This is a genomic window from Pseudomonas vranovensis DSM 16006 (assembly GCF_000425805.1).
Lineage (GTDB): Bacteria > Pseudomonadota > Gammaproteobacteria > Pseudomonadales > Pseudomonadaceae > Aquipseudomonas > Aquipseudomonas vranovensis.
The window spans coordinates 1-22,799 of the sequence record NZ_AUED01000018.1; the positions used below are offsets into that span (position 1 = coordinate 1).

General features: G+C 62.2%; 20 protein-coding genes, 1 rRNA gene and 1 pseudogene. 9 read left to right on the plus strand and 13 right to left on the minus strand.

Translation table 11 applies throughout. The annotated features are described in order from the left end of the window. The first annotated feature begins 158 nt into the window (after window positions 1-158). Window positions 159-274 (plus strand): 5S ribosomal RNA (gene rrf, locus H621_RS0114865). Between the two features lie 124 nt (window positions 275-398). On the opposite strand, the gene queD is transcribed toward rrf, so the two are convergent. Both queD and H621_RS0114875 read right to left on the minus strand, forming a co-directional pair. Further along, complete coding sequence (queD, locus tag H621_RS0114870) at window positions 399-755, minus strand: 6-carboxytetrahydropterin synthase QueD (RefSeq protein ID WP_010226613.1); 357 nt, start codon at window positions 753-755, stop codon at window positions 399-401. A 49-nt stretch (window positions 756-804) separates the two neighbouring features. Further along, on the minus strand, window positions 805-1,887 hold the full coding sequence (locus H621_RS0114875) for a patatin-like phospholipase family protein (protein ID WP_028944170.1): 1,083 nt from the start codon (window positions 1,885-1,887) through the stop codon (window positions 805-807). Window positions 1,888-2,046: 159 nt separating this feature from the next. On the opposite strand from H621_RS0114875, the gene H621_RS0114880 reads away from it, so the two are divergent. From H621_RS0114880 to H621_RS0114895, 4 genes are read left to right on the plus strand one after another with little or no spacing between them, the layout of a single operon-like run. Beyond that, window positions 2,047-2,355 (plus strand): PepSY domain-containing protein, encoded by a 309-nt coding sequence (locus H621_RS0114880; RefSeq protein ID WP_028944171.1) that lies wholly within the window; start codon window positions 2,047-2,049, stop codon window positions 2,353-2,355. Then, window positions 2,355-2,669, plus strand: a complete 315-nt coding sequence (locus H621_RS0114885) for a PepSY domain-containing protein (protein WP_028944172.1) — start codon at window positions 2,355-2,357, stop codon at window positions 2,667-2,669. The genes H621_RS0114880 and H621_RS0114885 overlap by 1 nt, the downstream gene beginning before the upstream one ends. Then, entirely contained in the window at window positions 2,669-3,337 is a 669-nt protein-coding gene (locus H621_RS0114890) for a response regulator transcription factor (protein ID WP_028944173.1), read from the plus strand. Before H621_RS0114885 ends, H621_RS0114890 begins: the two co-directional genes overlap by 1 nt. Next, the gene (locus H621_RS0114895; protein WP_028944174.1) at window positions 3,334-4,656 is read left to right on the plus strand and encodes a sensor histidine kinase; all 1,323 of its coding nucleotides are present in this window, start codon (window positions 3,334-3,336) and stop codon (window positions 4,654-4,656) included. The genes H621_RS0114890 and H621_RS0114895 overlap by 4 nt, the downstream gene beginning before the upstream one ends. A 27-nt stretch (window positions 4,657-4,683) precedes the next feature. Here H621_RS0114895 and H621_RS0114900 read toward each other — a convergent pair whose 3' ends face one another. The 7 genes and pseudogenes from H621_RS0114900 to H621_RS29275 form a co-directional block, all read right to left on the minus strand. Further along, window positions 4,684-6,882 carry a TonB-dependent receptor gene (locus H621_RS0114900; RefSeq protein ID WP_028944175.1) on the minus strand — a complete coding sequence of 733 codons (2,199 nt, stop codon included), beginning with the start codon at window positions 6,880-6,882 and terminating at the stop codon, window positions 4,684-4,686. 123 nt (window positions 6,883-7,005) lie between these two features. Then, on the minus strand, window positions 7,006-7,923 hold the full coding sequence (locus tag H621_RS0114905; RefSeq protein ID WP_028944176.1) for an AEC family transporter: 918 nt from the start codon (window positions 7,921-7,923) through the stop codon (window positions 7,006-7,008). Between the two features lie 110 nt (window positions 7,924-8,033). Beyond that, window positions 8,034-8,900: a LysR family transcriptional regulator gene (locus H621_RS0114910; RefSeq protein WP_028944177.1), complete on the minus strand. Its 867-nt coding sequence runs from the start codon at window positions 8,898-8,900 to the stop codon at window positions 8,034-8,036. Between the two features lie 45 nt (window positions 8,901-8,945). Continuing rightward, window positions 8,946-9,812, minus strand: coding sequence for an ABC transporter permease (locus tag H621_RS0114915; protein ID WP_028944178.1), 867 nt, complete (start codon window positions 9,810-9,812; stop codon window positions 8,946-8,948). Continuing rightward, the gene (locus H621_RS0114920) at window positions 9,809-10,819 is read right to left on the minus strand and encodes an ABC transporter substrate-binding protein (protein ID WP_028944179.1); all 1,011 of its coding nucleotides are present in this window, start codon (window positions 10,817-10,819) and stop codon (window positions 9,809-9,811) included. Before H621_RS0114920 ends, H621_RS0114915 begins: the two co-directional genes overlap by 4 nt. Window positions 10,820-10,976: 157 nt before the next feature. Continuing rightward, window positions 10,977-11,732, minus strand: coding sequence for a methyl-accepting chemotaxis protein (locus H621_RS29270; RefSeq protein ID WP_371919746.1), 756 nt, complete (start codon window positions 11,730-11,732; stop codon window positions 10,977-10,979). Window positions 11,733-11,834: 102 nt separating this feature from the next. Further along, window positions 11,835-13,124, minus strand: a pseudogene (locus tag H621_RS29275) (methyl-accepting chemotaxis protein); the annotation flags it as partial. 258 nt (window positions 13,125-13,382) lie between these two features. Here H621_RS29275 and H621_RS0114930 point away from each other — a divergent pair. Beyond that, entirely contained in the window at window positions 13,383-14,702 is a 1,320-nt protein-coding gene (locus H621_RS0114930; RefSeq protein WP_028944181.1) for a Na+/H+ antiporter family protein, read from the plus strand. A gap of 26 nt (window positions 14,703-14,728) precedes the next feature. Here H621_RS0114930 and H621_RS0114935 read toward each other — a convergent pair whose 3' ends face one another. From H621_RS0114935 to H621_RS0114945, 3 genes are all read right to left on the minus strand, one after another. Further along, window positions 14,729-15,736, minus strand: coding sequence for a FecR family protein (locus H621_RS0114935; RefSeq protein ID WP_028944182.1), 1,008 nt, complete (start codon window positions 15,734-15,736; stop codon window positions 14,729-14,731). Between the two features lie 188 nt (window positions 15,737-15,924). Further along, window positions 15,925-17,694, minus strand: a complete 1,770-nt coding sequence (locus H621_RS0114940) for an acyl-CoA dehydrogenase C-terminal domain-containing protein (protein ID WP_028944183.1) — start codon at window positions 17,692-17,694, stop codon at window positions 15,925-15,927. Between the two features lie 23 nt (window positions 17,695-17,717). Beyond that, a complete protein-coding gene (locus H621_RS0114945; RefSeq protein ID WP_028944184.1) occupies window positions 17,718-19,340 on the minus strand; it encodes an acyl-CoA synthetase in 1,623 nt (540 codons plus the stop codon). A gap of 202 nt (window positions 19,341-19,542) precedes the next feature. On the opposite strand from H621_RS0114945, the gene H621_RS0114950 reads away from it, so the two are divergent. Together H621_RS0114950 and H621_RS0114955 are read left to right on the plus strand one after the other, a co-directional pair. Beyond that, window positions 19,543-21,342 carry a PAS domain-containing sensor histidine kinase gene (locus H621_RS0114950; protein ID WP_051270544.1) on the plus strand — a complete coding sequence of 600 codons (1,800 nt, stop codon included), beginning with the start codon at window positions 19,543-19,545 and terminating at the stop codon, window positions 21,340-21,342. After that, a complete protein-coding gene (locus tag H621_RS0114955; protein WP_028944186.1) occupies window positions 21,342-21,968 on the plus strand; it encodes a response regulator transcription factor in 627 nt (208 codons plus the stop codon). Before H621_RS0114950 ends, H621_RS0114955 begins: the two co-directional genes overlap by 1 nt. 118 nt (window positions 21,969-22,086) lie before the next feature. Here the strand turns inward: H621_RS0114955 and H621_RS0114960 are convergent, their stop codons facing one another. Next, window positions 22,087-22,407 carry an ElaB/YgaM/YqjD family protein gene (locus tag H621_RS0114960; RefSeq protein WP_028944187.1) on the minus strand — a complete coding sequence of 107 codons (321 nt, stop codon included), beginning with the start codon at window positions 22,405-22,407 and terminating at the stop codon, window positions 22,087-22,089. Window positions 22,408-22,538: 131 nt separating this feature from the next. Between H621_RS0114960 and H621_RS0114965 the strand changes: the two genes are divergently transcribed. Then, on the plus strand, window positions 22,539-22,793 hold the full coding sequence (locus H621_RS0114965) for a hypothetical protein (RefSeq protein WP_028944188.1): 255 nt from the start codon (window positions 22,539-22,541) through the stop codon (window positions 22,791-22,793). The last annotated feature ends 6 nt before the right edge of the window (window positions 22,794-22,799 follow it).

Below are 22,799 nucleotides of genomic sequence, written 5' to 3' on the forward strand. Positions count from 1 at the left end.
ATTGCCCGTGAGGCTTGACCATATAACACCCAAGCAATTTGCGTCGAATGACCAGATTGCGGTGTTGTGAAGACGAAACGAACCGAAAGTTTGCAGCTCACAATCATCACATACCCGATTTGCTGGAGTGTCGAAAGACGGTCCGGTACACAGAATTTCTTGACGACCATAGAGCATTGGAACCACCTGATCCCATCCCGAACTCAGCAGTGAAACGATGCATCGCCGATGGTAGTGTGGGGTTTCCCCATGTGAGAGTAGGTCATCGTCAAGATTAAATTCCGAAACCCCTATCTGCACACGCAGGTAGGGGTTTTGTCTTTTCTGGCCTTGTGCAAAACAGCAGAGTCCAGGCCAAAAAAAACCACCCCGCAGGGTGGTTCTTCACATCGAGGCACTCAGTCGCCGTAGTACTCGCAACCGCTGGTGCAGGTCTCGTGGATACGGACCTTGGAAAGCTCTGGCAGCAACGGCTTGACCTGATCCCAGATCCACTTGGCAATGACTTCGCTGGTCGGGTTTTCCAGGCCAGGAATGTCGTTCAGGTAGTTGTGGTCCAACTGCTCGTACAGAGGCTTGAAGATCGCCTTGATCTCGGAGAAGTCACGAATCCAGCCAGTGTGCGGGTCCAGTGGGCCGGTCAGGTGGAGCGCGACTTTGAACGAATGTCCGTGCAGGCGGCCACATTTGTGTCCTTCAGGAACGTGCGGCAGGCGGTGCGCCGACTCGAAGGTGAACTCTTTGAAAATTTCCACGATCTCTCAACTCTGAAAACCAATGCTGTCGAGCAGTTTACCAGTATGGTCACTGCAGTGGTTGCAGATGCGCGTGCAGCTCGCCGGTTTCTAACAGCTCAAGCAACTCGTCGCCCAGGCGCTGGCTTTCGGCCATCGCTTTTTTCCAGTAGCGCTGACGGCCGCCAGCATCGCCCATGAAGCGCTTGAAGTCGCTTCGGTCCGGCAGCTTGCCGAAGGGCAGGCTGGCCAGATACTGAGCCGAAGGCGCCAGCAGCAGGACGTTACGCAAGCGCTGGGTATCTCCACGACGCCAGGGCAATGCCTTGTCGAACCAGCCAGGTATGACCCTGTCGGTGAAGTGCGGGTAAAGCACGATATCGTCACCCTGGTACGGCAGGTCCAGGTGGTAGTCGAGCAAGCCACCATCGCGATAGGTGCCTTTACCGACGCCTGGTATATCACGCACACCCTCCATGACCATCGGAATCGAACCGGATGCCAGCAGCGCATGGCGCAGGTTGGCCACATCCAGTGGCAGGCAGCGCGAAGGAAAGTCAGTCAGCGGATGCAATGGTGGGCCGTTACGGGCGTCGTGCAGGATGATCCGCTCGAAGTGTCGGGCCAATCGCGGACGGCCAATCAGGTTGTCCGCGATCACCGAAGACAAGCCCATCCCCAAGCGAGCACGATGGTCATGGGCAAGCAGCCCGTGGCTTTTCACCACCATGATATTGAGGCGGTAATCCGGGTTTTCGAGGATCTGCGCGTCGCGGCCCTGCAACAATTCTTCGAGCATGCGTTGGCAGCTACGGCTGACCTCGGCCTGGGTCACGCCTTTGGCAAAGTCCTGCTCGGTGTACAGCTGCCCCAGGCGCTGCAAGGCTTCAGCGGGATTGGGCAAACAGGCACTGGCAAAGCGCCAGGAGCCGATCGATGCGCCAATGAGCGCTCGTACACGCGGGGTACTGGGCAACCAGTGACCGAACAACGCCAGATCAAGGCCTTGTATGCCAAGCGCCTTGGGGCCCCCTGCAGCGCCTGGCAGTACGCCTACATCGGCTGCCTGCAATCCACGTTCGCGGATGCGCTGCAAGGCGCCATTGCCTGCCTTCAAGGTCAGGGCCGGATACTTGATATGGATTGCGCTCATACGGGCCTCGCTCAAGGGAGCTGGCAATTATAAAGAACAGCAGTCCAGTTGTGGGGCAGGGGTGCGCTATCATGTCGCCAGTTGTTTTCAGCTTCAATTAAGTTCGGTTGGTTAATCTAGGCCCCGTAGAAACATTATTGATCTCAACGGAGAGACACCATGAAAACTTTGACTGCCCTGTTCGCCACTGCTGCGCTTGCCCTGAGCGCCAACGTTGCCATGGCCAAGGACGTACAACCGGATGAAGTTGTGAAACTGGTTCAAGCCAAAACCATCCTGTCGCTGGACGACCTGAAGGCCAAGGCTGTCGCCAAGCACCCAGGCGCCACCGTTACCGACTCGGAGCTTGAAGACGAGTACGGCCGCTACATCTATAAGGTCGAGCTGCGTGATGCCCAGAACGTCGAGTGGGATGTCGACATGGACGCCAAGACTGGCGAAATCCTCAAGGACGCCCGGGATAACTAATGACGGTTCGATTGCGAACAGCGCAGGTGGCACTCGCTGCGCTGTTAGCCCTCTGTTCGCAGGCCTCGGCCCGCGATCTTGATCAGGACGAAGCCCTGCGGTTGCGCCAGCAAGGCATCATCCTGCCGCTCGAGCAACTGCTCAATGACGCCCTGGGTCGCTATCCCGGGGCGACGTTGTTGGAGGCGGAGCTGGAAGAAAAGCACGACCGCTATGAGTACGAAGTCGAGCTGTTGACCCCTGAGGGGGTGGTGCGCGAGATCAAACTCGACGCAACCAATGGAGCTCTGCTCAAAGACGAGGAAGATGACTGATGCGCCTGTTACTGGTCGAGGACAATGTCCCGCTGGCAGATGAACTGATCCAGGGGCTGCAGCGCCAGGGATATGCAGTCGACTGGCTGGCAGACGGTCGCGATGCCGTCCACCAGGGTAGCAGCGAACCCTATGACCTGATCATTCTCGACCTGGGCTTGCCCGGATTGTCCGGGCTGGACGTATTGGCCCAATGGCGTGCGTCCGGCCTTGCAACGCCTGTGCTGATCCTCACTGCCCGCAGTTCCTGGGCCGAACGTATCGAGGGCCTGAAGGCCGGGGCCGATGACTACCTGAGCAAACCCTTTCACCCCGAAGAGCTGCAGTTGCGAGTCCAGTCGTTGTTGCGCCGCGCGCGTGGCCTTGCCAATCAGACAACGTTGGAAGCCGCAGGCCTGCAGCTCGATGAAGGACGCCAATGTGTGATGCGTGACGGCGTCGACATCCAGCTCACGGCGGCAGAATTCCGTTTGCTGCGCTATTTCATGCTGCACCCGCAACAGATCCTCTCCAAGAGCCATTTGGCCGAGCACCTTTATGACGGTGAGACAGAGCGCGACTCCAATGTGCTGGAAGTCCACGTCAACCACCTGCGTCGCAAGCTCGGCCGTAGCGTGATCGAGACTCGTCGCGGTCAGGGTTATCGCTACGCCGGGAGCAGCGAGTGAAGTCGATCCAGGCACGCCTGAGCCTGGGCCTGGTCGCGGTGCTGGTGCTGGTGGGGTTGGCCCTTGCTCAATTGAGCCTGTGGTTGTTCGAGGTAGGTTTGCAACGCTACCTGGAAACCGGCCTGCGCAAGGAAAGCGAGAACCTGCTGGTTGCCCTGGTACGCGGGCAGACAGGCCTCGAGCTGGATGAGCGACGGATCTCCTCGGCCTATAAACGTCCGTTTTCCGGGTACTACTTCCGAATCGATTTCGAGGGTGGCAACTGGCGTTCCCGTTCGCTGTGGGACCTAGAAATGCCGACACCGGCCACGGCCGGTCTGCATACCGACCTCAAGCTGGGGCCTGAAGATCAACAACTGCTGGTTCTGCGCAGTGACTACCGGCGCTTCGGCCAGTCGATCTCGATCAGCGTCGCCCAGGACTACACCCCCGTACGCGAGCAGTTCCAGCGCATGCAGCAAATCGGCCTGGGACTGGGGCTGCTGGCCCTGGTACTGGTGCTGGTGCTGCAGCGCATTACCGTCACACGCTCATTGCGTCCCCTGGAGCGCGCGCGAGAACAGATTGCCCAGTTGCAGCAGGGCAAACGCTCGCAGCTTGATACCCAGGTGCCCATCGAGCTGGAGCCGCTGGTCGCACAAATCAACCACTTGTTGGCCCATACCGAAGACAGTCTGCGCCGCTCGCGCAATGCCTTGGGCAACCTGGGCCATGCCTTGAAAACGCCCCTGGCGGTGTTGCTCAGCCTGGCCTCCAGTGAGCGCCTGAAAGCGTTGCCAGAGGTGCGCGCGCAGCTACGTGAACAGTTGGAGCAGATTCAGCAGCGACTGAGCCGCGAACTCAATCGAGCCCGGCTGGCCGGCGATGCCTTGCCGGGTGCGCAGTTCGACTGTGATGCCGAGCTGCCCGGGTTGCTCTCGACCTTGGGGATGATCCATGGCGAAGGGCTGGAGTTGAGCCAGCAAGTCCCCCCCGGGCTGCTGCTGCCCTGGGACCGTGAAGACCTCCTCGAGCTGCTCGGCAACCTGTTGGACAACGCCTGCAAGTGGGCTGACAGCCAGGTGCAACTGAGCATCGAAGAACAGCCGGAGCATTACCGGCTGCTGATCGACGACGATGGCCCTGGTATTCCCGAGGCTGCTCGAGCGCAGGTGCTGGAACGAGGCACCCGGCTCGATGAGCAGGTCAATGGCCACGGCCTGGGGCTTGGGATCGTGCGCGATATCGTCGAAGCCTGGGGCGGGCGTATGAGCCTTGAGCAGAGCCCGTTGGAGGGGCTGCGGGTGTGCATCGAGTTACCGCGTCGAGCAGGGCGCTGATCAGGGCCCTGCCCGCCACCGGATCGATCAGAAGTCCACGGTGCCCGAGAACTTCACCAGGCGAGGCTCGCCTTGGGTCAGGTAACCCCCGTTGGCCGAGGCCCAGTAGTTCTTGTCGCTGATGTTCTCGACGTTCATGCGCAAGGTGATGTCCTTCTCCTGGACCTTGAAGCGGTAACGAGCACCGGCATCGAAGCGGTTCCAGGTAGGCAGGCTCAGGGTGTTGGCCTGATCGGCATATTGTCCGCCGGTGCGCAGCATCCGTGCATTGAGCGCCACGCCGTCCAGCCCTGGAACGTCCCAGTCGACACTCGCGTTCAGCTGGAAGGTCGGGACCCCAATGGCATGGTTGCCGTCGTTGGTGCCGTTCTGTGTTTTCTTCAGCTCCGAATCAAGACGTGTTCCGCCGGCCAGCAGGCGCAGGCCCGGCAGTGGCTCACCGAAGATGCTCAGCTCGATGCCGCGGTTCACCTGCTCGCCATCACGCAGGTAAAACCCGGTGTTGCTGTCGAGGTAGCCGTCACTGGGCTTCTCGATACGGAAGACCGCAAGGTTGGCGCCGAAGGTGCCCTGATCGTACTTGACGCCTGCTTCGATCTGCTTGGTGCGCCCGGGTGGGAACGCTTCGCCGCGGTTGATGGCGTTGGCCGAGGCCGTCGGGCCCTTGGACAGGCCTTCGATGCGGTTGGCATACAGCGACACCGATTCGGTAGGCTTGTAGACGATGCCGTACACCGGTGTGGTGATGCCCTTGTCATACAGGGCGCTGCGGCTGCCGTCGTTGGCCGGGTTGGCCACGCCGCCGGAGGTGGAGCCGTCGTACAGGTAGTTCTCCACCCGCAACTGTTGGCGGCGCACCCCAGCGGTCAGTAGCAGGGTGTCGTCGAAAAAGCCCAGAGTGTCGGAGAAGGCAATGCTGCGGTTGCGGGTCTTACCGGTGACACCCGGATCACCCAATTCGCCGCCGGTGATGGTCACAGCGGTCGGCTTGGGCAGCGGGGTGGTGTTGTAGATGTTGGTCGGTTGGCCACGGTAGAACACGTAGGCGTTTTCCTGCTGGGTCCAGATGGTCGAAGCGCCCAGGTTCAACTGGTGGCTGACCGGCCCGGTTTGCAGCTTGCCGTTGAGGCCGCCCATGAATGTAGTGTTGTCTTCGTTGTGTGGAATGAACGAGCCGCCCATGGTCGCCGCACCCGTGGCGGCATTGGTCAGGGTCGGGGTGCCGTAGAACCCGGTCTCGCGGGTGTGCTTGACGCCACCGGCCAGGTAAGCGCTCCAGTTGTCGTTCAAGTCCCAGTCGCCGCGCACCATGCCGAAGGTGTCTTCGGTCTCGGTGAAGGTCCAGTCCTGCCCGTAGTTGTGGCTGGCATCGGGGGCGCGGGGAATATCGGTGAGGCCGGCGCCGAGCTGCACCGAGTTGCGCAGGTGGTTGACGCGTTCTTTCTGGTAGCCGAAATCGGTGGACACACTGAAGCGATCACCCTGGTAGTCCAGGCCTGCGACAAACAGCTTGCTGCGCTGATCCTGATCTTCGACCGCTGTTTCGCCCTCACGTTGGGAGAGGTTCAGGCGTGCACCGAAACGGTTGTCGGCACCGAAGCGCTGGCCGATATCCAGATGCTCGCCGATGCGGCCATCGGTGGAAATGTCCTGGGTGTAGCGGCGGGTTGGCGTGTCGCCGGCACGTTTGGGTTGCAGGTTGACGCTGCCGCCCAGGCCGCCGCCGGTAGGGCTGACACCATTGATGAAGGCGTTGGGCCCCTTGAACACCTCGACCCGATCCACCCCATCGGTGGAGATGATCTGGCGCGGCAATACGCCATACAGGCCGTTGTAGGAAATATCATCGCCACTCAGGGGCAAGCCGCGAATCACGAAGACCTGCGACTGGTTGCCGAAGCCGACAGACTGGCGCACTGACGGGTCGTTGAGCAAAACATCGCCCACGTCTTCGGCCTGCTGGTCCTCGATCAGTTTCGAGGTATAGCTGGTCATGGTGAAGGGGACATCCATATTGTCCTGGTTCCCCAATACGCCCATCTGCCCGCCACGGGCAACCTGGCCGCCGGCATATTCCTCGACTGGCGCATTGCGCAGGGGCTTGGTGGCCTGGGCATTGACAGCGGTAGCGTCGAGCTCCAGAACGGCGTCGGCGCCGTGCGCGGTTACGCTGGCAGCACAGCAAACGGCAAGCAGGGTGGGGCGAAAGGGGGAGCGTAAAGCCATGGCGGAGGCCCTGTTAATGTCGAGTTGGCGCCTTCCTGGCGTTGCGAGTAATTAGTAATCGCAAATGTTAACAGGTGTATTTGCAAAGCGTTATCATTCAGATACAAAAAATTACCTTCCACTTCACACCAGCGTCAGGCTCAGCATCACCGGCAAGGTCAAGGCAGCCAGCAGGGTCTGCAAGGCAATGATGTTGGCCATCAGCGGTGCGTTACCGCCCATTTGCCGAGCCATCACATAGGAAGATGATGCGGTGGGCAGTGCCTGGAACAGGATGGCGATGATCGCCGCCTGGCCGCTCAGGCCCAGTGCCCGGCATATACCAAATGTGGTCAAAGGCAGCACCACGAACTTGAACAGCGACGCCGCCAGCAACGGCCGTCTGCCCAAACCTTGGGCACTGCTGCCCAATGCGGCGCCAACACATAGCAGGCCCAAGGGCAGAGCGGCCTGGCCAAGGGCCTTGATGGTCGGTTCAATACCTGCCGGTAGCCCCAGGCCAGTCACGCGCAAGGCAATCCCGGCGGCGCAACCAACGATCAGCGGGTTGGTGACGATCGCCTTCGCAACCGCACTGGCCGAGCTGCGCGTGCCGCTGTAGCGGGCGAACACCATCACGCACAGCACGTTCACGGTCGGCACGATGGCCGCATTTGCCACAGCGGCCAGGGCGATTCCGCCGCTGCCATAGATCCCTGCGGCGAGGGTCGCACCAATGTAGTTGTTGAAGCGCACGCCGCCCTGGAATACCGAGGTGAAACTGGCTCCGTCACTGGCCACCGCCCCCTTGCACAACACCAGCAAGGTTGCGCCGATCACCGTCGAAAGCAGCAGCACCGTCACCATGTCGAACACGGGCAGGCCTGTCAGGTCAGCCGTGGCCAGGCCGTGCATGAACAGCGCCGGCAGCAACACGAAGTAGCTCAGGCGTTCGGCCGCGGGCCAGAAGTGCTCACCCAGAAAACCCTGCGCCCGAAGCCAGCGGCCCAAGGCAATCAGCAAGGCAATGGGCACGATAGTGGCGAGGATCAGTTGCAACATCAGACGGTTTTCCTATCAGTCGGTCGTCCCACGCGAGACTCGACATCAGGCTAGCCTGAAGCACTGAAAGAAAAAAACGCAGAATTCTCAACCAACCGATGAGAAAAACTTCACGGTTGACCCAGTGCCGTCTTCAGCACCGCCGTCAGGTGCCGACGTCGACTGCTGGCGTGTTCGATCAAGCCGACATGGCGCACCCGCTGCGGTTCACCGAACGGCAACAAGGTCACATCGGGCAGGTGCTGCAAGTCTTCGTCAGCCAGGGGCACGATAGCCACGCCCAGGCTCATCGAGGCCATGTGCGTGAGGGCTTGCTGGCTGTCCAGCTCCATTTGTTCGCTGACCGGCAGTTGCAGTTTGCGCAGTTCCTGTTCGATGATGCGCCCGGCCCAGGCGCGTTTATCAAAGCGCAGGAACGGTTGGGTGGCCAGCAGCTCGCGCAAACTGACGCCGGCAAACGCAGGGCCGGCGACGGCCCAGAAGCGGTTCTGGTAGAGCGGGGTGAAGTCCAGATTGGCGGGGTAGGGCGCCACAGGCTCGGTGGTGATGGCCGCATCCAGCTCGCCGTCCTCGACGCGCCGTGCAAGCTCGGCGGACATCCCCGACAATACGCTGATGTGCAAGTGGGGATGCTCGGCCTTGATCCGTACCAGCGCTGCCGGCAGGCGACCGGCCAGGGCAGTATGAATGGCACCGATTTTCAGTCGACCACTCAGGCCCGGGCCGCTGACCAGGGCATCGGCCATGTCGTCATACGCCGCCAGAATCCCTTCGGCCCGCTCCACCACCAGGTGCCCGGCCCCGGTCAGGCTGACCTGGCGCCGACTGCGGTCGAACAGCGTGACCTGCAGTTCTTCCTCCAGGCTGCGGATATGCAGGCTGACGGCCGAGGGCGTCAAGCTGAGGATATCGGCGGCGCGGGCAAAGGTGCCGTGGCGAGCAATGGTCACCAGGGTGCGCAGGGCTTTGAGGGACACGCGTGGGCTCCGGTTGGGGGCGAGTGATGTGCATCATCGCGTTGATCAACGCTGATTGAAAGTACTCGTCTTTGGCTGTCCATACGCCTGGGTAATTCGATCAATCACCATCGCCAGCGCCACGATCGCCAACCCGGCTTCAACGCCCTTGCCGACATTCAATGTCTGAATCCCCGCCAGCACATCCTCCCCCAGCCCTCGCGCGCCGATCATCGAGGCGACCACCACCATCGACAGGGCCATCATCACCGACTGGTTGAGCCCGGCCATGATGCTCGGCATGGCCAATGGCAGCATCACCCGGCGCAGCCGCTGCCAGCGCCCGGCGCCGAGCCCCTTGGCGGCCTGGGTCAGGGACGGGTCGATCTGCGACAGGCCCAGTTCGGTCAGGCGGATCAGTGGCGGCAGGGCATAGATGAGGGTGGCGAAGATCGCCGGCACCTTGCCCAGCCCGAACAGCATCAACACCGGGATCAAATAGACGAAGCTGGGCAGCGTCTGCATGACGTCGAGTACCGGCATCATCAATCTGCGTGCCAGTGGTCGACTGGCCAACAGCACGCCGATGGGAACCCCGATGAGAATGCACAGGCCGGTACTGACCAGCACCAGGGCGCAGGTCTGCAGGAGTTTGTCCCACAGGCCGATCACGCCAATCAGAAACAGCAGGCCGGTCAGTACCAGGGCCCGCAGCAGGCTGCGACTGGCATGCCAGGTGAGCACGGCGACGATCAGCAGCAACAGCCACCAGGGCGTAGCGCGCAGCAGGGTTTCCAAGGCTACCAGCAGTTGCAGCAAAGCGTCGGAGACGCCGCGCAACTGATCGCCATAAGCGAGCACCAACCAGTCTACAAAGCGATTGACCTGGTCGGCGAATGAGACATGCAGCGACTGCGGGAAGCCTCCACTCACAGGCCGTCCTCTACTTTGCCGGCGACCTCGGCAGGCAGCCAGGCCTTCCACACATCAGGGTGATCCTTCATGAACGCCACTGCTGCATCTCGCGGCGACTGGCGGCGCTCGCTCATGTGCGCCAGTGTCTTGTTGAGCGTGTCGATGGGCAGGTCGACCTTGGCGAAGCACTCGACCAGGTCCGGGTACTGTTGCTTGAACGCGGCGGAAACGCCAATGGACAGCTTGGCAGGCAGCGACCGGCTGCCTTGTGGACTAGGGTTGCTGGCGTCGGTCAGGGTCTTCCAGGCCTGTTCGCTGAACGGCGGTTCTTCAAGGCGTACCAGCGCGAAACGGCCCATCAGCGGGGTGGGCGACCAGTAATAGAACAGCACCGGTTTACCGCGGCGGATCGACGAAGTGATCTCGGCGTCGAGGGCTGCACCGGAGCCGCTGCGAAAGTTCACATACAGATCGTCGAGGCCATAGGCCTTGAGCTTTTGGCTGTTGACCGTCTCGGAGGTCCAGCCGCTGGGGCTGTTGAGGAAGCGGCCTTTTGCCGGAGCTTCCGGGTCGCTGAAAACCTTGGCATAGCGTTTGAGGTCGGTGACTGACCTGAGGTCCGGGGCCAGCGCTTCGATCCCGCGCCCGGCATCGCCCTTGATCACGTATTCGGGTACATACCAGCCTTCATCGGCGTTCTTCACCGTGTCACCGAGGGCGAACACCTGGCCGGCCTGCTCGGCCCTTATCCAGGCCGGGCTGCGGCCGGCCCATTCTTCGCCGATGACCTGAATGTCGTTGCGGGCCAGGGCCACCTCCATGCTGACGGTGCTGCCGGGCAGGGTGTCGGTGGAATAGCCGTAACCTTTCTCGACGATCAGGCGCAGGATTTCGGTGGTCAGGCTCCCGCTTTCCCAGGTGATGTCACCGAACAGGATGGGTTTGGAGGTGTTGGCGGCATGGCTTGGGCTGATCAGGCCCAGGGTCAGCAGTACGCTGCCCACCAGGGAGATAAGTCGATTCATCGTGCCTCGCTCGCAGGGCAATGGAGTCTGGCAAGTGTAGTCGCTGCCGCCAGGCTGCGATCGGGCGTGAAACGGCCGTCATTCAGGCCCGTCGAGGTGACTGGATGACGACTGCTGAGGGGTCGATCGCAGCCTGGCGGCAGCGGCTGCCACGCGCTTACACGCGGAACTGGTCCATCAACCCCTGCTGCTGGTTGGCCAGGCTGTTGAGCGACTGGCTGACCCGCGCCGATTCGTTGGCCTGTTCCGACAGCGACTCGGTCACATCGCGAATGGTCGCGACGTTGTTGTTGATTTCCTCGGCCACAGCACTCTGCTCCTCGGCGGCGCTGGCGATCTGCAGGTTCATGTCGTTGATCACGGTAACGGCATCACCAATCTGCTGCAGGGCGGTAACCGCCTGGCCCACTTGCTCGACACTGCCCTGGGCCTGGCGATGGCTGCTGTCCATCGCACCGACCACGTCGCGGGTGCCCGCTTGCAGTTCTTCGATCACCTGGCGGGTTTCTTCCACCGACTCCTGGGTACGGCGGGCCAGGTTGCGTACCTCATCGGCGACCACGGCAAAACCGCGGCCCGCTTCACCGGCGCGAGCGGCTTCGATGGCTGCGTTGAGGGCCAGGAGGTTGGTCTGTTCGGCGATGGAGCGGATCACCTCCAGCACCGAGCCGATTTTCTCGCTGTTCTCGGCCAGGCCTTCTACCTGGCTCATGGCCGTGCTCATGTCGGCGGCCAGGGTGTCGATGCTGGTAGTGGTGCGGTCGATCACCGCCAGGCCCTGGCGCGTGGCCTGGTCGGCATCGCGGGCTGCCTGCGCTGCTTGCGCGGCGCTGCGGGCGACATCCTGGGCAGTGGCGCTCATTTCATGGGAAGCGGTAGCCACCTGGTCGACCTGGCGGTACTGCTGCTCCATGCCGGCGCTGGTCTGGGTGGCAATTGCCGAGGATTGGTCGGCGGTGTCGCGCGCCGCCTGCACCGAGCGTTTGACCTCGGCAATGGTCGGCTGCAGTTTGTCCAGGAAGCGGTTGAACCAGCCAGCCAACTCGCCCAGTTCATCGCGTTTGTCGTAGTGCAGGCGACGGGTCAGGTCGCCTTCGCCGCTGGCGATGTCCTTGAGCATGTCAGCCACACCGAGGATCGGCCGGGTCACGCCACGGGCCATCAGCCAGATCAGCAGCAGGCCGACGACGGCCGCCAGTCCACCCAGGCCCAGTTCGATCAGCATGCCGCTGGTGTTGCTCCGGTCGAGCTCTTGCTTGAGTGCTTCGGCCGGACCGGTCAGGGCACTCTCCGGTACATCGAGCAACACGCCCCAGGCCTTGCCGCCGGGAATTGGGGCAAAGGAAGCCAGCACTTTGAGGCGCTGCTCATGGTGGATGCTGTGCAGTGGAATGCTGTCGGCCAGCAGGCGTACCAGCTCGGCGCCTTTGTCGCGGTCTACCTGGTCAAAGCGCTGGGCCAGTTTGCCGGCATCCGGGCTGTAGCCCGCCAGCAGGCCCGCCGGGCTCAAAATGCTGACGTGTGTCTGGCCCTGGTACAGGTTGCGGCTGGCCTGTTGGCTCATGGCCTGAAGGCTGTTGAGGTTGATGTCGATGGACAGGGTGGCGACGACCTTGTCGGCCACCATCAGCGGGAACACGATACTGGTCATCAGTACCTGCTGGCCGTCGATCGCGTAGAAGTAGGGCTCGATCACGCACGTCTTGCGCGTGGTGCGCGGGCACACCGACCAGAAGTTGGCGGGCTCGCCGCTGGGGCCGATGCTGGTATCGGCAAGGTCATGCTCGGGCAGGGCCATGGAGGTGAGCTGGCCCGGGGTCGGTTGCGACCAGTACAGGGCAAAGCGGCCTTTTTCGTTACTGCCCAGTTCCTCTTGATTGGCGAACAGTTCGTCCTTGTTGTCCAAGGCATTGGGCTCGAATACCAGTGACAGGCCGAGCAAGTCAGGATTGGCCTGCAAGGCTGCGCGTACCTGGCGGGTCAAATCTTCGCGCAGGTCGAAGGCGTCGAGAAAACGCTTCTCGGCCTGTTCACGCAAGAACAGTACCTGCCGGGAAAAGCCGGCACCGTACTGGTAGGCATCCATGAATTGGCGGCGGATGTTCAGGGCCTGGACTTCGCCCTGGGATTCGATGCGTCCCTGGGCCGCTTCGGTCAGCATGTGCATGCTGCTGGCCTTCACCAGTTCCGAGCTGTGCTCCATGCGGTACAGCGAAAGGCCCACCAGCAGTGTGACAATGCTGGCCAGGCACAAGCCCGCCAACAGGGTGATCTTCCACTGAATGGACAGTTGTCTGAAAGGCATGGCGAAGTCCCTTGATTCTGAAAGTCTGAGGCTGCGGAGGTTATCGGCCGGATATCCCGCTTCTTTATTCAAACGTTCAATTCAATTGCGTCGTTTTCGTTCACCCAGACGACACCCGTCCAACGCTTGACTTTGACAAGCGCGAGGGGGTGCTTCAGAGTGTGCGCCCTCCATAAAAATACCCGTCGTTCGGCCACTGCCCCGAGCAGTCTGTTGCCGAATCGGTCGCTTTTTGTCTGGTTTCTAGAGGTCACAGGAATGAATGCAGTAATTGCCGCGGTCGGCATCATGCTGATATTGAGTCTGTCCCGCGTGCATGTGGTGATCGCCCTGATCGTCGGCGCGCTGGCCGGTGGGCTGGTGGGTGGCCTGGGTATCGAAGGTACGCTCAAGGCGTTCAATGGCGGCCTGGGCGGCGGTGCCACCGTGGCGTTGTCCTATGCCTTGCTCGGGGCGTTTGCCGTGGCCATTGCCAAGTCCGGCATGGCTCATGCCCTGGCCGATCGCATTCTGACAATGGTCGACCGCCAGGGGCACGACTCGACCGCCAAGGTCAAATGGCTGCTGATCGGCCTGTTGCTGGTGGTGGCGATTTCGTCGCAGAACATCCTGCCGATCCACATCGCCTTCATTCCGCTGCTGGTGCCGCCACTGCTATATGTGCTGACCAAGCTGCAGCTGGACCGACGCCTGATTGCCTGCGTCATGACCTTCGGCCTGATCACCCCGTACATGTTCCTGCCAGTGGGCTTTGGCAACATCTTCCTCAATGAAATCCTGCTGGCCAACGTCAGCCGCAGCGGGGTGGATGTCAGCGGCGTCAATGTTACCCATGCCATGGCGATCCCGGCGGCGGGGATGCTCTTCGGCCTGCTGGTGGCGGTGCTGTTCAGCTACCGGAAAAAACGCGTCTACGATCTTGAGAAAATCGAGAAGGTCGAGCAGGTGTCGGTGCGCTACAACCCGCTGACCTTGCTGGTGGCCGGCGTGGCCATTGCCGCGGCGTTCGTCATTCAGCTGTGGCTGGACTCGATGATCATCGGTGCCATGGCGGGCTTCCTGATTTTCTCGGTGTCGGGGATCGTGCGCTGGAAAGAAACCGACGACCTGTTCACCGAAGGCATGAAGATGATGGCCATGATCGGCTTCATCATGATTGCGGCCTCAGGCTTTGCCGAAGTGATGAAGGCCACCGGTGAGGTCAAGAGCCTGGTCGAGGCTTCGGCTGCGTGGATCAACCACAGCAAGGGCGTTGGCGCACTGCTGATGCTGCTGGTGGGTTTGTTGGTGACCATGGGCATCGGTTCGTCGTTCTCTACCGTACCGATCCTGGCCGCGATCTTCGTGCCGCTGTGCGTGCAACTGGGCTTCGACCCGGTGGCCACCGTGTGTATCGTCGGTACCGCGGGCGCCCTGGGGGATGCCGGCTCGCCGGCCTCGGACTCGACCCTCGGTCCGACCTCGGGCCTGAACGTCGACGGCCAGCATCACCACATCTGGGACACCGTGGTACCGACCTTCATCCACTACAACCTGCCGTTGCTGGCGTTCGGTTGGCTGGCGGCAATGATGCTCTAGGGGAAAAGCGGGGTTGGGCGCAAGGCTCAACCCCGCGAAGGTGGCGGCGAGATGCGGTTCAGCACCATGTTGCCCTGCTTGTTGCGCGTCAGGTAGACCGGCAACACCTTGGGCAGGTTGCCCACCAGGCGGTTGATCTGGGCAGTGTCATACACGCCGCTGATGCGAATGTTGCCGATGCTCTCGTCGGCCAGCAGCAACGGCTTTTCCAGGTAGCGATTGATCTGTGGCAGAGCCTGCTCGAGGCTCAGGTTGTCGAGGATCAACTTGCCATTGCGCCAGGACAGACTGGTGTCCTGGGCGTAGGTCTGGCTCAAATGCGGCTCGTAGTCGCCGGCCTGGTAGCTGGCCTGCATGCCCGGGACCAGGCGGTAGCCGCCCTCGGTATCCTGGCTGTTGCTGTCGACCAGTACCGAGCCTTCGACCAGGGTCACCTTGACCCGATCCTCATACTTCCACACGTTGAACTGGGTACCGGTGACTCGGGTCTGGCCGTTGGCCGCATGCACGATGAACGGGTGCTGACTATCGTGTCGGACCTTGAAGAAGGCCTCGCCCTTGATCAGCGTGACCCGGCGTTCGCCCTTGTAGTTGCTATAGCGCAATTCGCTGCCCAGGTTCAGTTCGACCTCGCTGCCATCCTCGAGCACGGCATGAGTGATTGTATTGGTGCTTTCCAGGTGCTGGTAGCTGTTGGGCAGCCAACCTTGCTCCCAGCCGATCCAGGCGCCTGCGGGCAAGGCCGCCAGGGCAATGGCGGCAGCCAAGGCGTAGTGGCGCCAAGTGCTGCGCCGACGCTCGGAGTGGGTGATGACATTGCTTGCCACAGCCGGGCGCGGGAGATGGTCGGCGGTGTGCCAGATCTCCAGCATTGCCTGGTATTCCTGGGCGTGCAGCGGGTTTGCGGCCAGCCATTGCCCGAAGGCCTGGTGTTCAGCTGCCGTGCAATCTCCAGCCTGAAGGCGCAGGCACCACTGCGCGGCGGCATCGGTGATGGCATCGTGATCGTCGGCGCTGAGGCTGGTGTGGTTCATCGAGGCTCCCGGTTTTGCCCATTCTAACCTTGCAGGGCTGGGGGCGAGAACCGAGATAATGGCGAATAACTATCAGTCAAAGAAAGTCATTGCAGAATAATCGTGCAAAAACATCGAATTCGCAGCTATTTCGCCAGCCATCGGTGCGATAGCGACACTATCGCACCGATGGCTGGCCGTGATGAAGCTCAGAACTGTTCGGCTGCGAGGCCAAACAGTGCGGTGCTGCCCGCTCGGATGCTGGCCTGAAGCGACAAGGTGCGCGGCAGCAGGCGGGCAAAGAAAAACGCCGCACTGGCCCGTTTGGCTTCATAGAACGCCCGGTCCTGCTCCAGATGTTCACTGGCCACGGCCTCCATGCGTGCCCACATGTAGGCGTAAGCCACATAACCGAACACCTGCAGGTACTCCACCGATGCCGCGCCGATTGCGTTCGGGTCCTTTACGGCCTGTTCGCACAACCATTGACTGAGGCTTTCCAGCTCGGCCACGGCCGTGAGCAAGGGGTCGCGATAGGGTGTCCGGCCTTCGCAGAAGCTGCGGACCTGGACGGTGAACTCGGCCAGGGCCTTGCCGCCATCAGCTACCACCTTGCGCCCGAGCAGGTCCAGGGCCTGGATGCCGTTGGTGCCTTCGTAGATCTGGGCGATACGCACGTCGCGCACCAATTGCTCCTGGCCCCATTCGCGAATGTAGCCGTGGCCGCCGAACACCTGCTGACCGAGCACACAGCTTTCCAGGCCGTTGTCGGTAAAGAACGCCTTGGCCACTGGCGTCAAAAGTGCCACCTGACGTTGTGCGGCTTCACGCTCTTCGGGTGCCTCGGCGTACTTGGCAATATCCAATTGCTGGCCGACGTAGGTGGCAAACGCGCGACCGCCTTCGGTCAGGGTGCGCATGGTCAGCAGCATGCGGCGCACATCGGCGTGGACGATGATCGGGTCGGCGATCTTCTCCCGTGCCTGTGGGCCGCTGGCGGCGCGACTTTGCAGGCGGTCCTGGGCATAACGGGCGGCGTTCTGGTACGACGCCTCGGCGCAGCCGATGCCCTGGATACCGATGGACAGGCGCTCGTAGTTCATCATCGTGAACATGGCAGCCAACCCGCGATTGGGTTCACCGATCAGGTAGCCGGTGGCACCGTCGAAGTTCATCACGCAGGTGGCCGAGGCCTTGATGCCCATCTTGTGTTCGAGCGAACCACAGTGAGCCGGGTTGCGCTCGCCCAGGGTACCGTCGGCATTGACCAGGAACTTGGGTACCAGGAACAGCGAGATGCCCTTGGGCCCGGCCGGGGCGTCCGGCAGTTTGGCCAGCACCAGGTGGATGATGTTCTCGGTCAGATCCTGCTCGCCACCGGTGATGAAAATCTTGGTGCCACTGATCCGGTAGCTGCCATCGGCATGAGGTTCTGCCTTGGTGCGAATGATCCCCAGGTCAGTGCCGGCATGGGGTTCGGTCAGGCACATGGTGCCGGCCCACTGGCCGCTGTACAGCGCCGGCAGGTAGGCCGCCTTGAGTTCGTCGCTGGCGTGGGCGTCGAGGGCCAGGCAGGTACCGGCGCTCAGGGCCGAATACAGGCTGAAGCTGCAGTTGGCGGCATAGAGCATTTCCTCGAACTGCACCGCGAGCATTTTCGGCATGCCCAGGCCGCCGTGCTCCGGGTTGCCGGCAAGACCGACCCAGCCGCCTTCGCGGTAGGTCTGCCAGGCCTGGGCAAAGCCCTCGGGGGTGCGTACCTGGCCTGCATCGAACGATACGCCCTGTTCGTCACCACTGCGGTTGAGCGGGGCGATCAATTGGCCAGTGATTTTCGCCGCTTCTTCAAGGATGGCATCGGCGGTGTCGGCATCCACCCGTTCGGCCAGGGCCGGCAGGCGTGCCCACAGGGCCGGGCCCTGGAACACTTCGTGGAGCACAAAACGCATGTCGCGCAGGGGAGCATTGAATTCAGGCATGGGGATCTCGCATCAAAAGGGGGTCAGAGCGCCTTGGCCCAGTCACGTAGCAGGTACTTCTGGATCTTGCCGGTGGAGGTTTTCGGCAACTCGCTGAAGACCACGGTCTTGGGTATCTTGAAACCCGCCAGGTGCTCGCGGCAGAAGCTGATGATCTCGGTGTCGCGGGTCTGATCAAAACCGGTCTTGAGGGTGATGTAGGCGCAGGGCGTCTCGCCCCACTTTTCATCCGGACGGGCCACCACGGCGGCCTCGAGTACAGCAGGGTGCTTGTAGAGGGTGTCTTCCACTTCGATGGTGGAAATGTTTTCGCCACCGGAAATGATAATGTCCTTGAGCCGGTCCTTGATCTCGACATAACCGTCGGCATGCCATACCGCCAGGTCGCCGGTGTGGAACCAGCCGCCGCGGAAGGCTTCGGCAGTAGCCTCGGGGTTCTTCAGGTAGCCCTTCATCACCGTGTTGCCGCGCATGAAGATCTCGCCCAGGGTGTTGCCGTCGCGCTGCACCGGCTCAAGTGTCTGCGGGTCGGCGACCATCAGGCCCTCGAGGGTGGGGTAGCGCACGCCCTGGCGGGACTTGATCCGCGCCCGTTCTGCCAATGGCTGCTCGTCCCACTCGGCGTGCCAGGCGCAGACTGTCACCGGGCCATAGACCTCGGTCAAGCCATACACGTGGGTGACCTTGATGCCCATTTCTTCCACCGCGCCAATCACCTTGGCGGGCGGCGCCGCGCCGGCCACCATGGCATTGACCGGGTGATCGATGGCCGCCTTGGCCGATTCGGGCATGTTGATCAGGGCATTGAGCACGATAGGTGCTCCGCACAGGTGGGTTACCTGGTGTTCGCGAATCAGGGTGAGGATCTTTTGCGGGTCGACCCGGCGCAGGAACACATGGGTGCCGGCCAGGGCGGTGACGGTCCAGGGGTAGCACCAGCCGTTGCAGTGGAACATCGGCAGGGTCCACAGGTAGACCGGGTGGTTGCCCATGGCCCAGGTCATCTGGTTGCCCAGGGCATTGAGGTAGGCGCCACGGTGGTGATAGACCACGCCCTTGGGGTTGCCGGTGGTGCCGGAGGTGTAGTTCAGCGAGATGGCCTGCCATTCGTCCTCGGGCCAGTGCCAGACGAAGTCGGGATCGCCTTCGGCCAGGAAGGCCTCGTAGTCCAGGTCACTGACGGCCTGGCCCTCGCCGTACTCCGGATCGTCGACATCGATCACCAACGGCGGGTTTTCCATCAGCGCCAGGGCGCCTTCGATCACCTTGTGGAACTCGCGGTCGGTAATCAGTACCTTGGCCTCGCCATGCTCGAGCATGAAGGCAATGGCCTCGGCGTCCAGGCGTACGTTCAGGGCATTGAGCACTGCGCCGATCATCGGCACGCCGAAGTGCGCTTCAAGCATCGCCGGGATATTGGGCAACATCACCGCTACAGTGTCGCCCTGGCCGATACCGCGCCCGGCCAAGGCACTGGCCAGGCGCCGGGAGCGTTCGTAGGTCTGTTGCCAGTTGCGCCGGATGGCACCGTGGATCACCGCCGGGTAGTGGCCATAGACCGCCGCCGTGCGTTCGATGAAACTCAAGGGGCTCAAGGCCTGGTGATTGACAGGGGCGGGCGCCAGGCCCTGGGAGAAGATCGACATGCAATGTTCCTGTGCAGGGAGTCGGCGCGTGGCGCAGTACAACTCCCGGTGGCTGATTGTTAGCTCTGATCAGGTGTCGTGAAGGGTGGGCCCTTCAGGTGTCACATTTTTTACGTGAATCGCTATGTTACTTGGAAGATGGACTATAGCAATATAGTAGAAGTACCATATCAGGCTTCAAGGCCATCCTTTGAGTGCACCCATGACGCCCTTGCTCGACAGTGATCCCCAGCCCAGCCTGCTTCTGGACGCCTCTTGCGCGGTGCTGGCGGTCAACCCGGCACTGCAGGCCATGCTGGGGCCGTGGCCCGAACGGTCGGCAGATTACTGGTTGCCGAGCAACTTGCAGGCCCTGGTCACGGCCTGCCTGGGCCAGGTGCGGGCCATCAGCGATGTCGAAGCATCCGTAGCCGGGCGGATTCTGCTCTGGACCTTCATGCCTGCCAGCACCGGGCAAGTACTGGCGCGTTGTCGCGACGCCACCGCCGAGCGCCTGGCTGAGCGCGAGGCCAGCCAGGCCCGGCGCCTGTACCGGTTGATCACCGAGAACACCACCGACCTGATTTCCCGGCACAGCCCCGATGGCTGTTTTCTCGACGCTTCGCCCGCGTCCTACCGTTTGCTCGGGTATTGGCCCGAGCAACTGCGCGGGGTGCCGGTGCAGTCGCTGTTCCATCAACAGGACCGCCAGCAGTCGCTGATGCTGGCCGCTCAGGCCCTGGAACAGGACGGCTACCAGACCATGACCTGCCGGGTGCGTCACCGTGACGGCCGCTACCTGTGGTTCGAGATCGCCAGCCGTGCCATTCGCGAAACCTACACCGGTGCAGTGGTAGAGATCGTCAGCGTCTCACGGGATATCAGCGTGCGGATCGAGGCCCAGGAAAACCGCCGGCGGCTGGCCGAAGTGGTGGAGGCCAATACCGATCTTGTGCTGTTCACCGACCGTGACGGGCGCCTGAGTTACCTCAATGGTTCGGCGCGGCGGGCGCTGGCGTTGCAGGAAGTCGATGCACTGCCGCTGCTGCAGGCCCTGCTGGACCCGGGCCTGCAGCAACGACTGGATCGCGAAGGCTGGCAGTGTGCCGAACAAGGCGGGGTGTGGCATGCCGAGACGCGGTTGATACCCTGGCAGGGCGCTGCGGCATTCCCCGTGTCGCTGGTACTGCTGGCCCATCGCGGCACGGGCGGCGAGCGCTACTACTCGTTGGTGGCGCGAGACATGACCGAACGTGAACTGCGCGAAAGCCAGCAACGTCGGCATCAGGACGAACTGGCCCACAGCGCGCGCTTGATCACCTTGGGCGAGCTGGCCTCGGGCATTGCCCATGAGATCAACCAGCCGTTGGCGGCGGTGGTCAACTACGCCGGTGCCAGCCAGCGTTACCTACAGGCCCTGGAGCGTGATCCCCAGGCGGCCGCGCGGGTTTCTCAGGGGTTGCAGCGCATCAGCGAGCAGGCCACCCATGCCGCTGCGGTGATCAAGCGTCTGCGTGCCTTCCTGCGCAAGGAACCCCGGCGCTTGCAGGCCTTGCATGTCGGCGATATCGCCACTGAAGCGGTACGGCTGTGCGACTGGGAAGCGACGCGCGACCAGGTGACCATCGTGCAGCAGGTAGCCGATACGCTGCCGACGGTGTACGCCGACCGGGTGTTGCTCGAACAGGTGCTGCTCAACCTGCTGCGCAACGCCATTGATGCCAATCGCGAGCAGCACTCAGGCCAGCCCTCGCGTATCGTGCTCAGCGCCGCGCTGGTCGCCGGGCAGGTGCAGATCGAAGTGATCGACCAGGGGCCGGGTGTAGCGCCAGAGCGCCTGGACGGTATTTTTACCCCCTTCAACACCAGCAAGCCCGAAGGGCTCGGCCTTGGCCTTAGTATGAGCCGCAGTATCATCGAAGGTTTTGGCGGCACCTTGCAGGCGATGCCAGGTGGAGCGGGTGGGTTGGTTTTGTCTTGTCGGCTGGCTCCAGTGGCCGGCGCCGCACCAGAGGATGTGTAATGCAGCAACCGAAAGTCTATGTGGTCGACGACGACCAGGGCATGCTCGACTCCACGGTCTGGCTGCTGGAGTCGGTCGGTATCCAGGCGTTGCCCTTTACCAGTGGCCAAGCGTTCTTAAGTGCCTGTGACGGTCACTTGCCCGCTTGCGTGCTGCTGGATGTGCGTATGCCGGGGATGGGCGGGCTGGGTGTCCAGGAGGCCTTGCGCGGGCGCGGCGTCGAGTTGCCGGTGATCTTTGTCAGCGGCCATGCCGATGTACCGATCGTGGTGCGTGCGTTCAAGGCGGGCGCTTGCGACTTCATTGAAAAGCCCTATAACGACCAGCTGTTGCTGGATGCAGTCCAGGCCGCGCTGGACCGATCATCCCAGGCCCTGGCCGGCAGCGGGCCGCGTGACCAGGTGCAGGCGCGGATCGATAGCCTGACCCCGCGTGAGCGCGACGTATTTGTACCGCTGGTGCAGGGGTTCAGCAACCGGGAAATTGCCGAGCAACTTGAAATCAGCGTGAAGACCGTCGACCTGTACCGGGCACGGGTGATGAAGCGCATGGAGGCCGAAACGCTGCCAGCCCTGGTGGGGATGGCGATTGCCTGTGGGGTGGTGCAGGCGTTGAGACTGCGCTGAACGCTGTTGTAGCCGCTGCCGCGAGGCCGCGATCGGCCGCGAAGCGGTCGTAGACACCACTAGGCGATTGCTGTGCAGTCGATCGCAGCCTGGCGGCAGCGGCTACGGTTTCGGGATGCTAGGCGCGACGCCCCAGCAACAGCCCCACCACGAGCCCGAACCCGGCCGAAATCGCCACGGTCTGCCACGGGTGTCCACCGATGTAGTCCTGGGTGGCATCGACCACCGGCTGTGCCTTGCTGCGTACGTTCCCGACCGATTCACGTGCCTGTTTGAGTTTCAGGCCGATCTGGGCCCGCAGCGTGTCGGCGTCTTCTCCCACCAGCTTGGCGCTGTCCTGCAACAGCTTTTCCGATTCTTCGATCAACGCCTGCAGCTCGCTGAACGCCTGGTCCTTGATTTGCTCGGCTTCGGCTTGCACGGTGGTTTTCCTGGCCATGGGCATTTCCTCGTCAGTTGATGGGCATTGAACAGTGGATGCCGCTGTGTACGGAAAGTTGCAGCGGAGTGCCGGACTCCGGCGGCTACAGTGTAAGATAGCGCCTATTTTCCAGCGGCAGGACACCCCTCATGAGTTTCAATCTGGCCAACAAGAGTTTCGCCGAACGGGCGCAGATCGAGGACGAGAAAGCACGTTTGTTCGAGCTCTGGCAGACCAACCTGGGCAAGGCCAAGGGCGAAGCCGCCCGGCTGATCGCCGAAAAACCGCGGCGCAAGGGCAAGTGGGCCGAATGGGTTCGCACCGAGCTGGACGGCATGTCGCCGCCCGAGTTCGCCAATATGGTGCGCAGTGAAGTCAACAAGCTGATGGCTGCCGCCAAGTAACAGGCC

Excerpts from the sequence above, each read along its gene's own strand:
- H621_RS0114875 (WP_028944170.1), bottom strand. The coding sequence starts at position 1,887 with ATGAGCGCAATCCATATCAAGTATCCGGCCCTGACCTTGAAGGCAGGC.
- H621_RS0114880 (WP_028944171.1), top strand. The coding sequence starts at position 2,047 with ATGAAAACTTTGACTGCCCTGTTCGCCACTGCTGCGCTTGCCCTGAGC.
- H621_RS0114885 (WP_028944172.1), top strand. The coding sequence starts at position 2,355 with ATGACGGTTCGATTGCGAACAGCGCAGGTGGCACTCGCTGCGCTGTTA.
- H621_RS0114890 (WP_028944173.1), top strand. The coding sequence starts at position 2,669 with ATGCGCCTGTTACTGGTCGAGGACAATGTCCCGCTGGCAGATGAACTG.
- H621_RS0114900 (WP_028944175.1), bottom strand. The coding sequence starts at position 6,882 with ATGGCTTTACGCTCCCCCTTTCGCCCCACCCTGCTTGCCGTTTGCTGT.
- H621_RS0114905 (WP_028944176.1), bottom strand. The coding sequence starts at position 7,923 with ATGTTGCAACTGATCCTCGCCACTATCGTGCCCATTGCCTTGCTGATT.
- H621_RS0114920 (WP_028944179.1), bottom strand. The coding sequence starts at position 10,819 with ATGAATCGACTTATCTCCCTGGTGGGCAGCGTACTGCTGACCCTGGGC.
- H621_RS29270 (WP_371919746.1), bottom strand. The coding sequence starts at position 11,732 with ATGGAGCAGCAGTACCGCCAGGTCGACCAGGTGGCTACCGCTTCCCAT.
- H621_RS0114930 (WP_028944181.1), top strand. The coding sequence starts at position 13,383 with ATGAATGCAGTAATTGCCGCGGTCGGCATCATGCTGATATTGAGTCTG.
- H621_RS0114935 (WP_028944182.1), bottom strand. The coding sequence starts at position 15,736 with ATGAACCACACCAGCCTCAGCGCCGACGATCACGATGCCATCACCGAT.
- H621_RS0114940 (WP_028944183.1), bottom strand. The coding sequence starts at position 17,694 with ATGCCTGAATTCAATGCTCCCCTGCGCGACATGCGTTTTGTGCTCCAC.
- H621_RS0114945 (WP_028944184.1), bottom strand. The coding sequence starts at position 19,340 with ATGTCGATCTTCTCCCAGGGCCTGGCGCCCGCCCCTGTCAATCACCAG.
- H621_RS0114950 (WP_051270544.1), top strand. The coding sequence starts at position 19,543 with ATGACGCCCTTGCTCGACAGTGATCCCCAGCCCAGCCTGCTTCTGGAC.
- H621_RS0114955 (WP_028944186.1), top strand. The coding sequence starts at position 21,342 with ATGCAGCAACCGAAAGTCTATGTGGTCGACGACGACCAGGGCATGCTC.
- H621_RS0114960 (WP_028944187.1), bottom strand. The coding sequence starts at position 22,407 with ATGGCCAGGAAAACCACCGTGCAAGCCGAAGCCGAGCAAATCAAGGAC.
- H621_RS0114965 (WP_028944188.1), top strand. The coding sequence starts at position 22,539 with ATGAGTTTCAATCTGGCCAACAAGAGTTTCGCCGAACGGGCGCAGATC.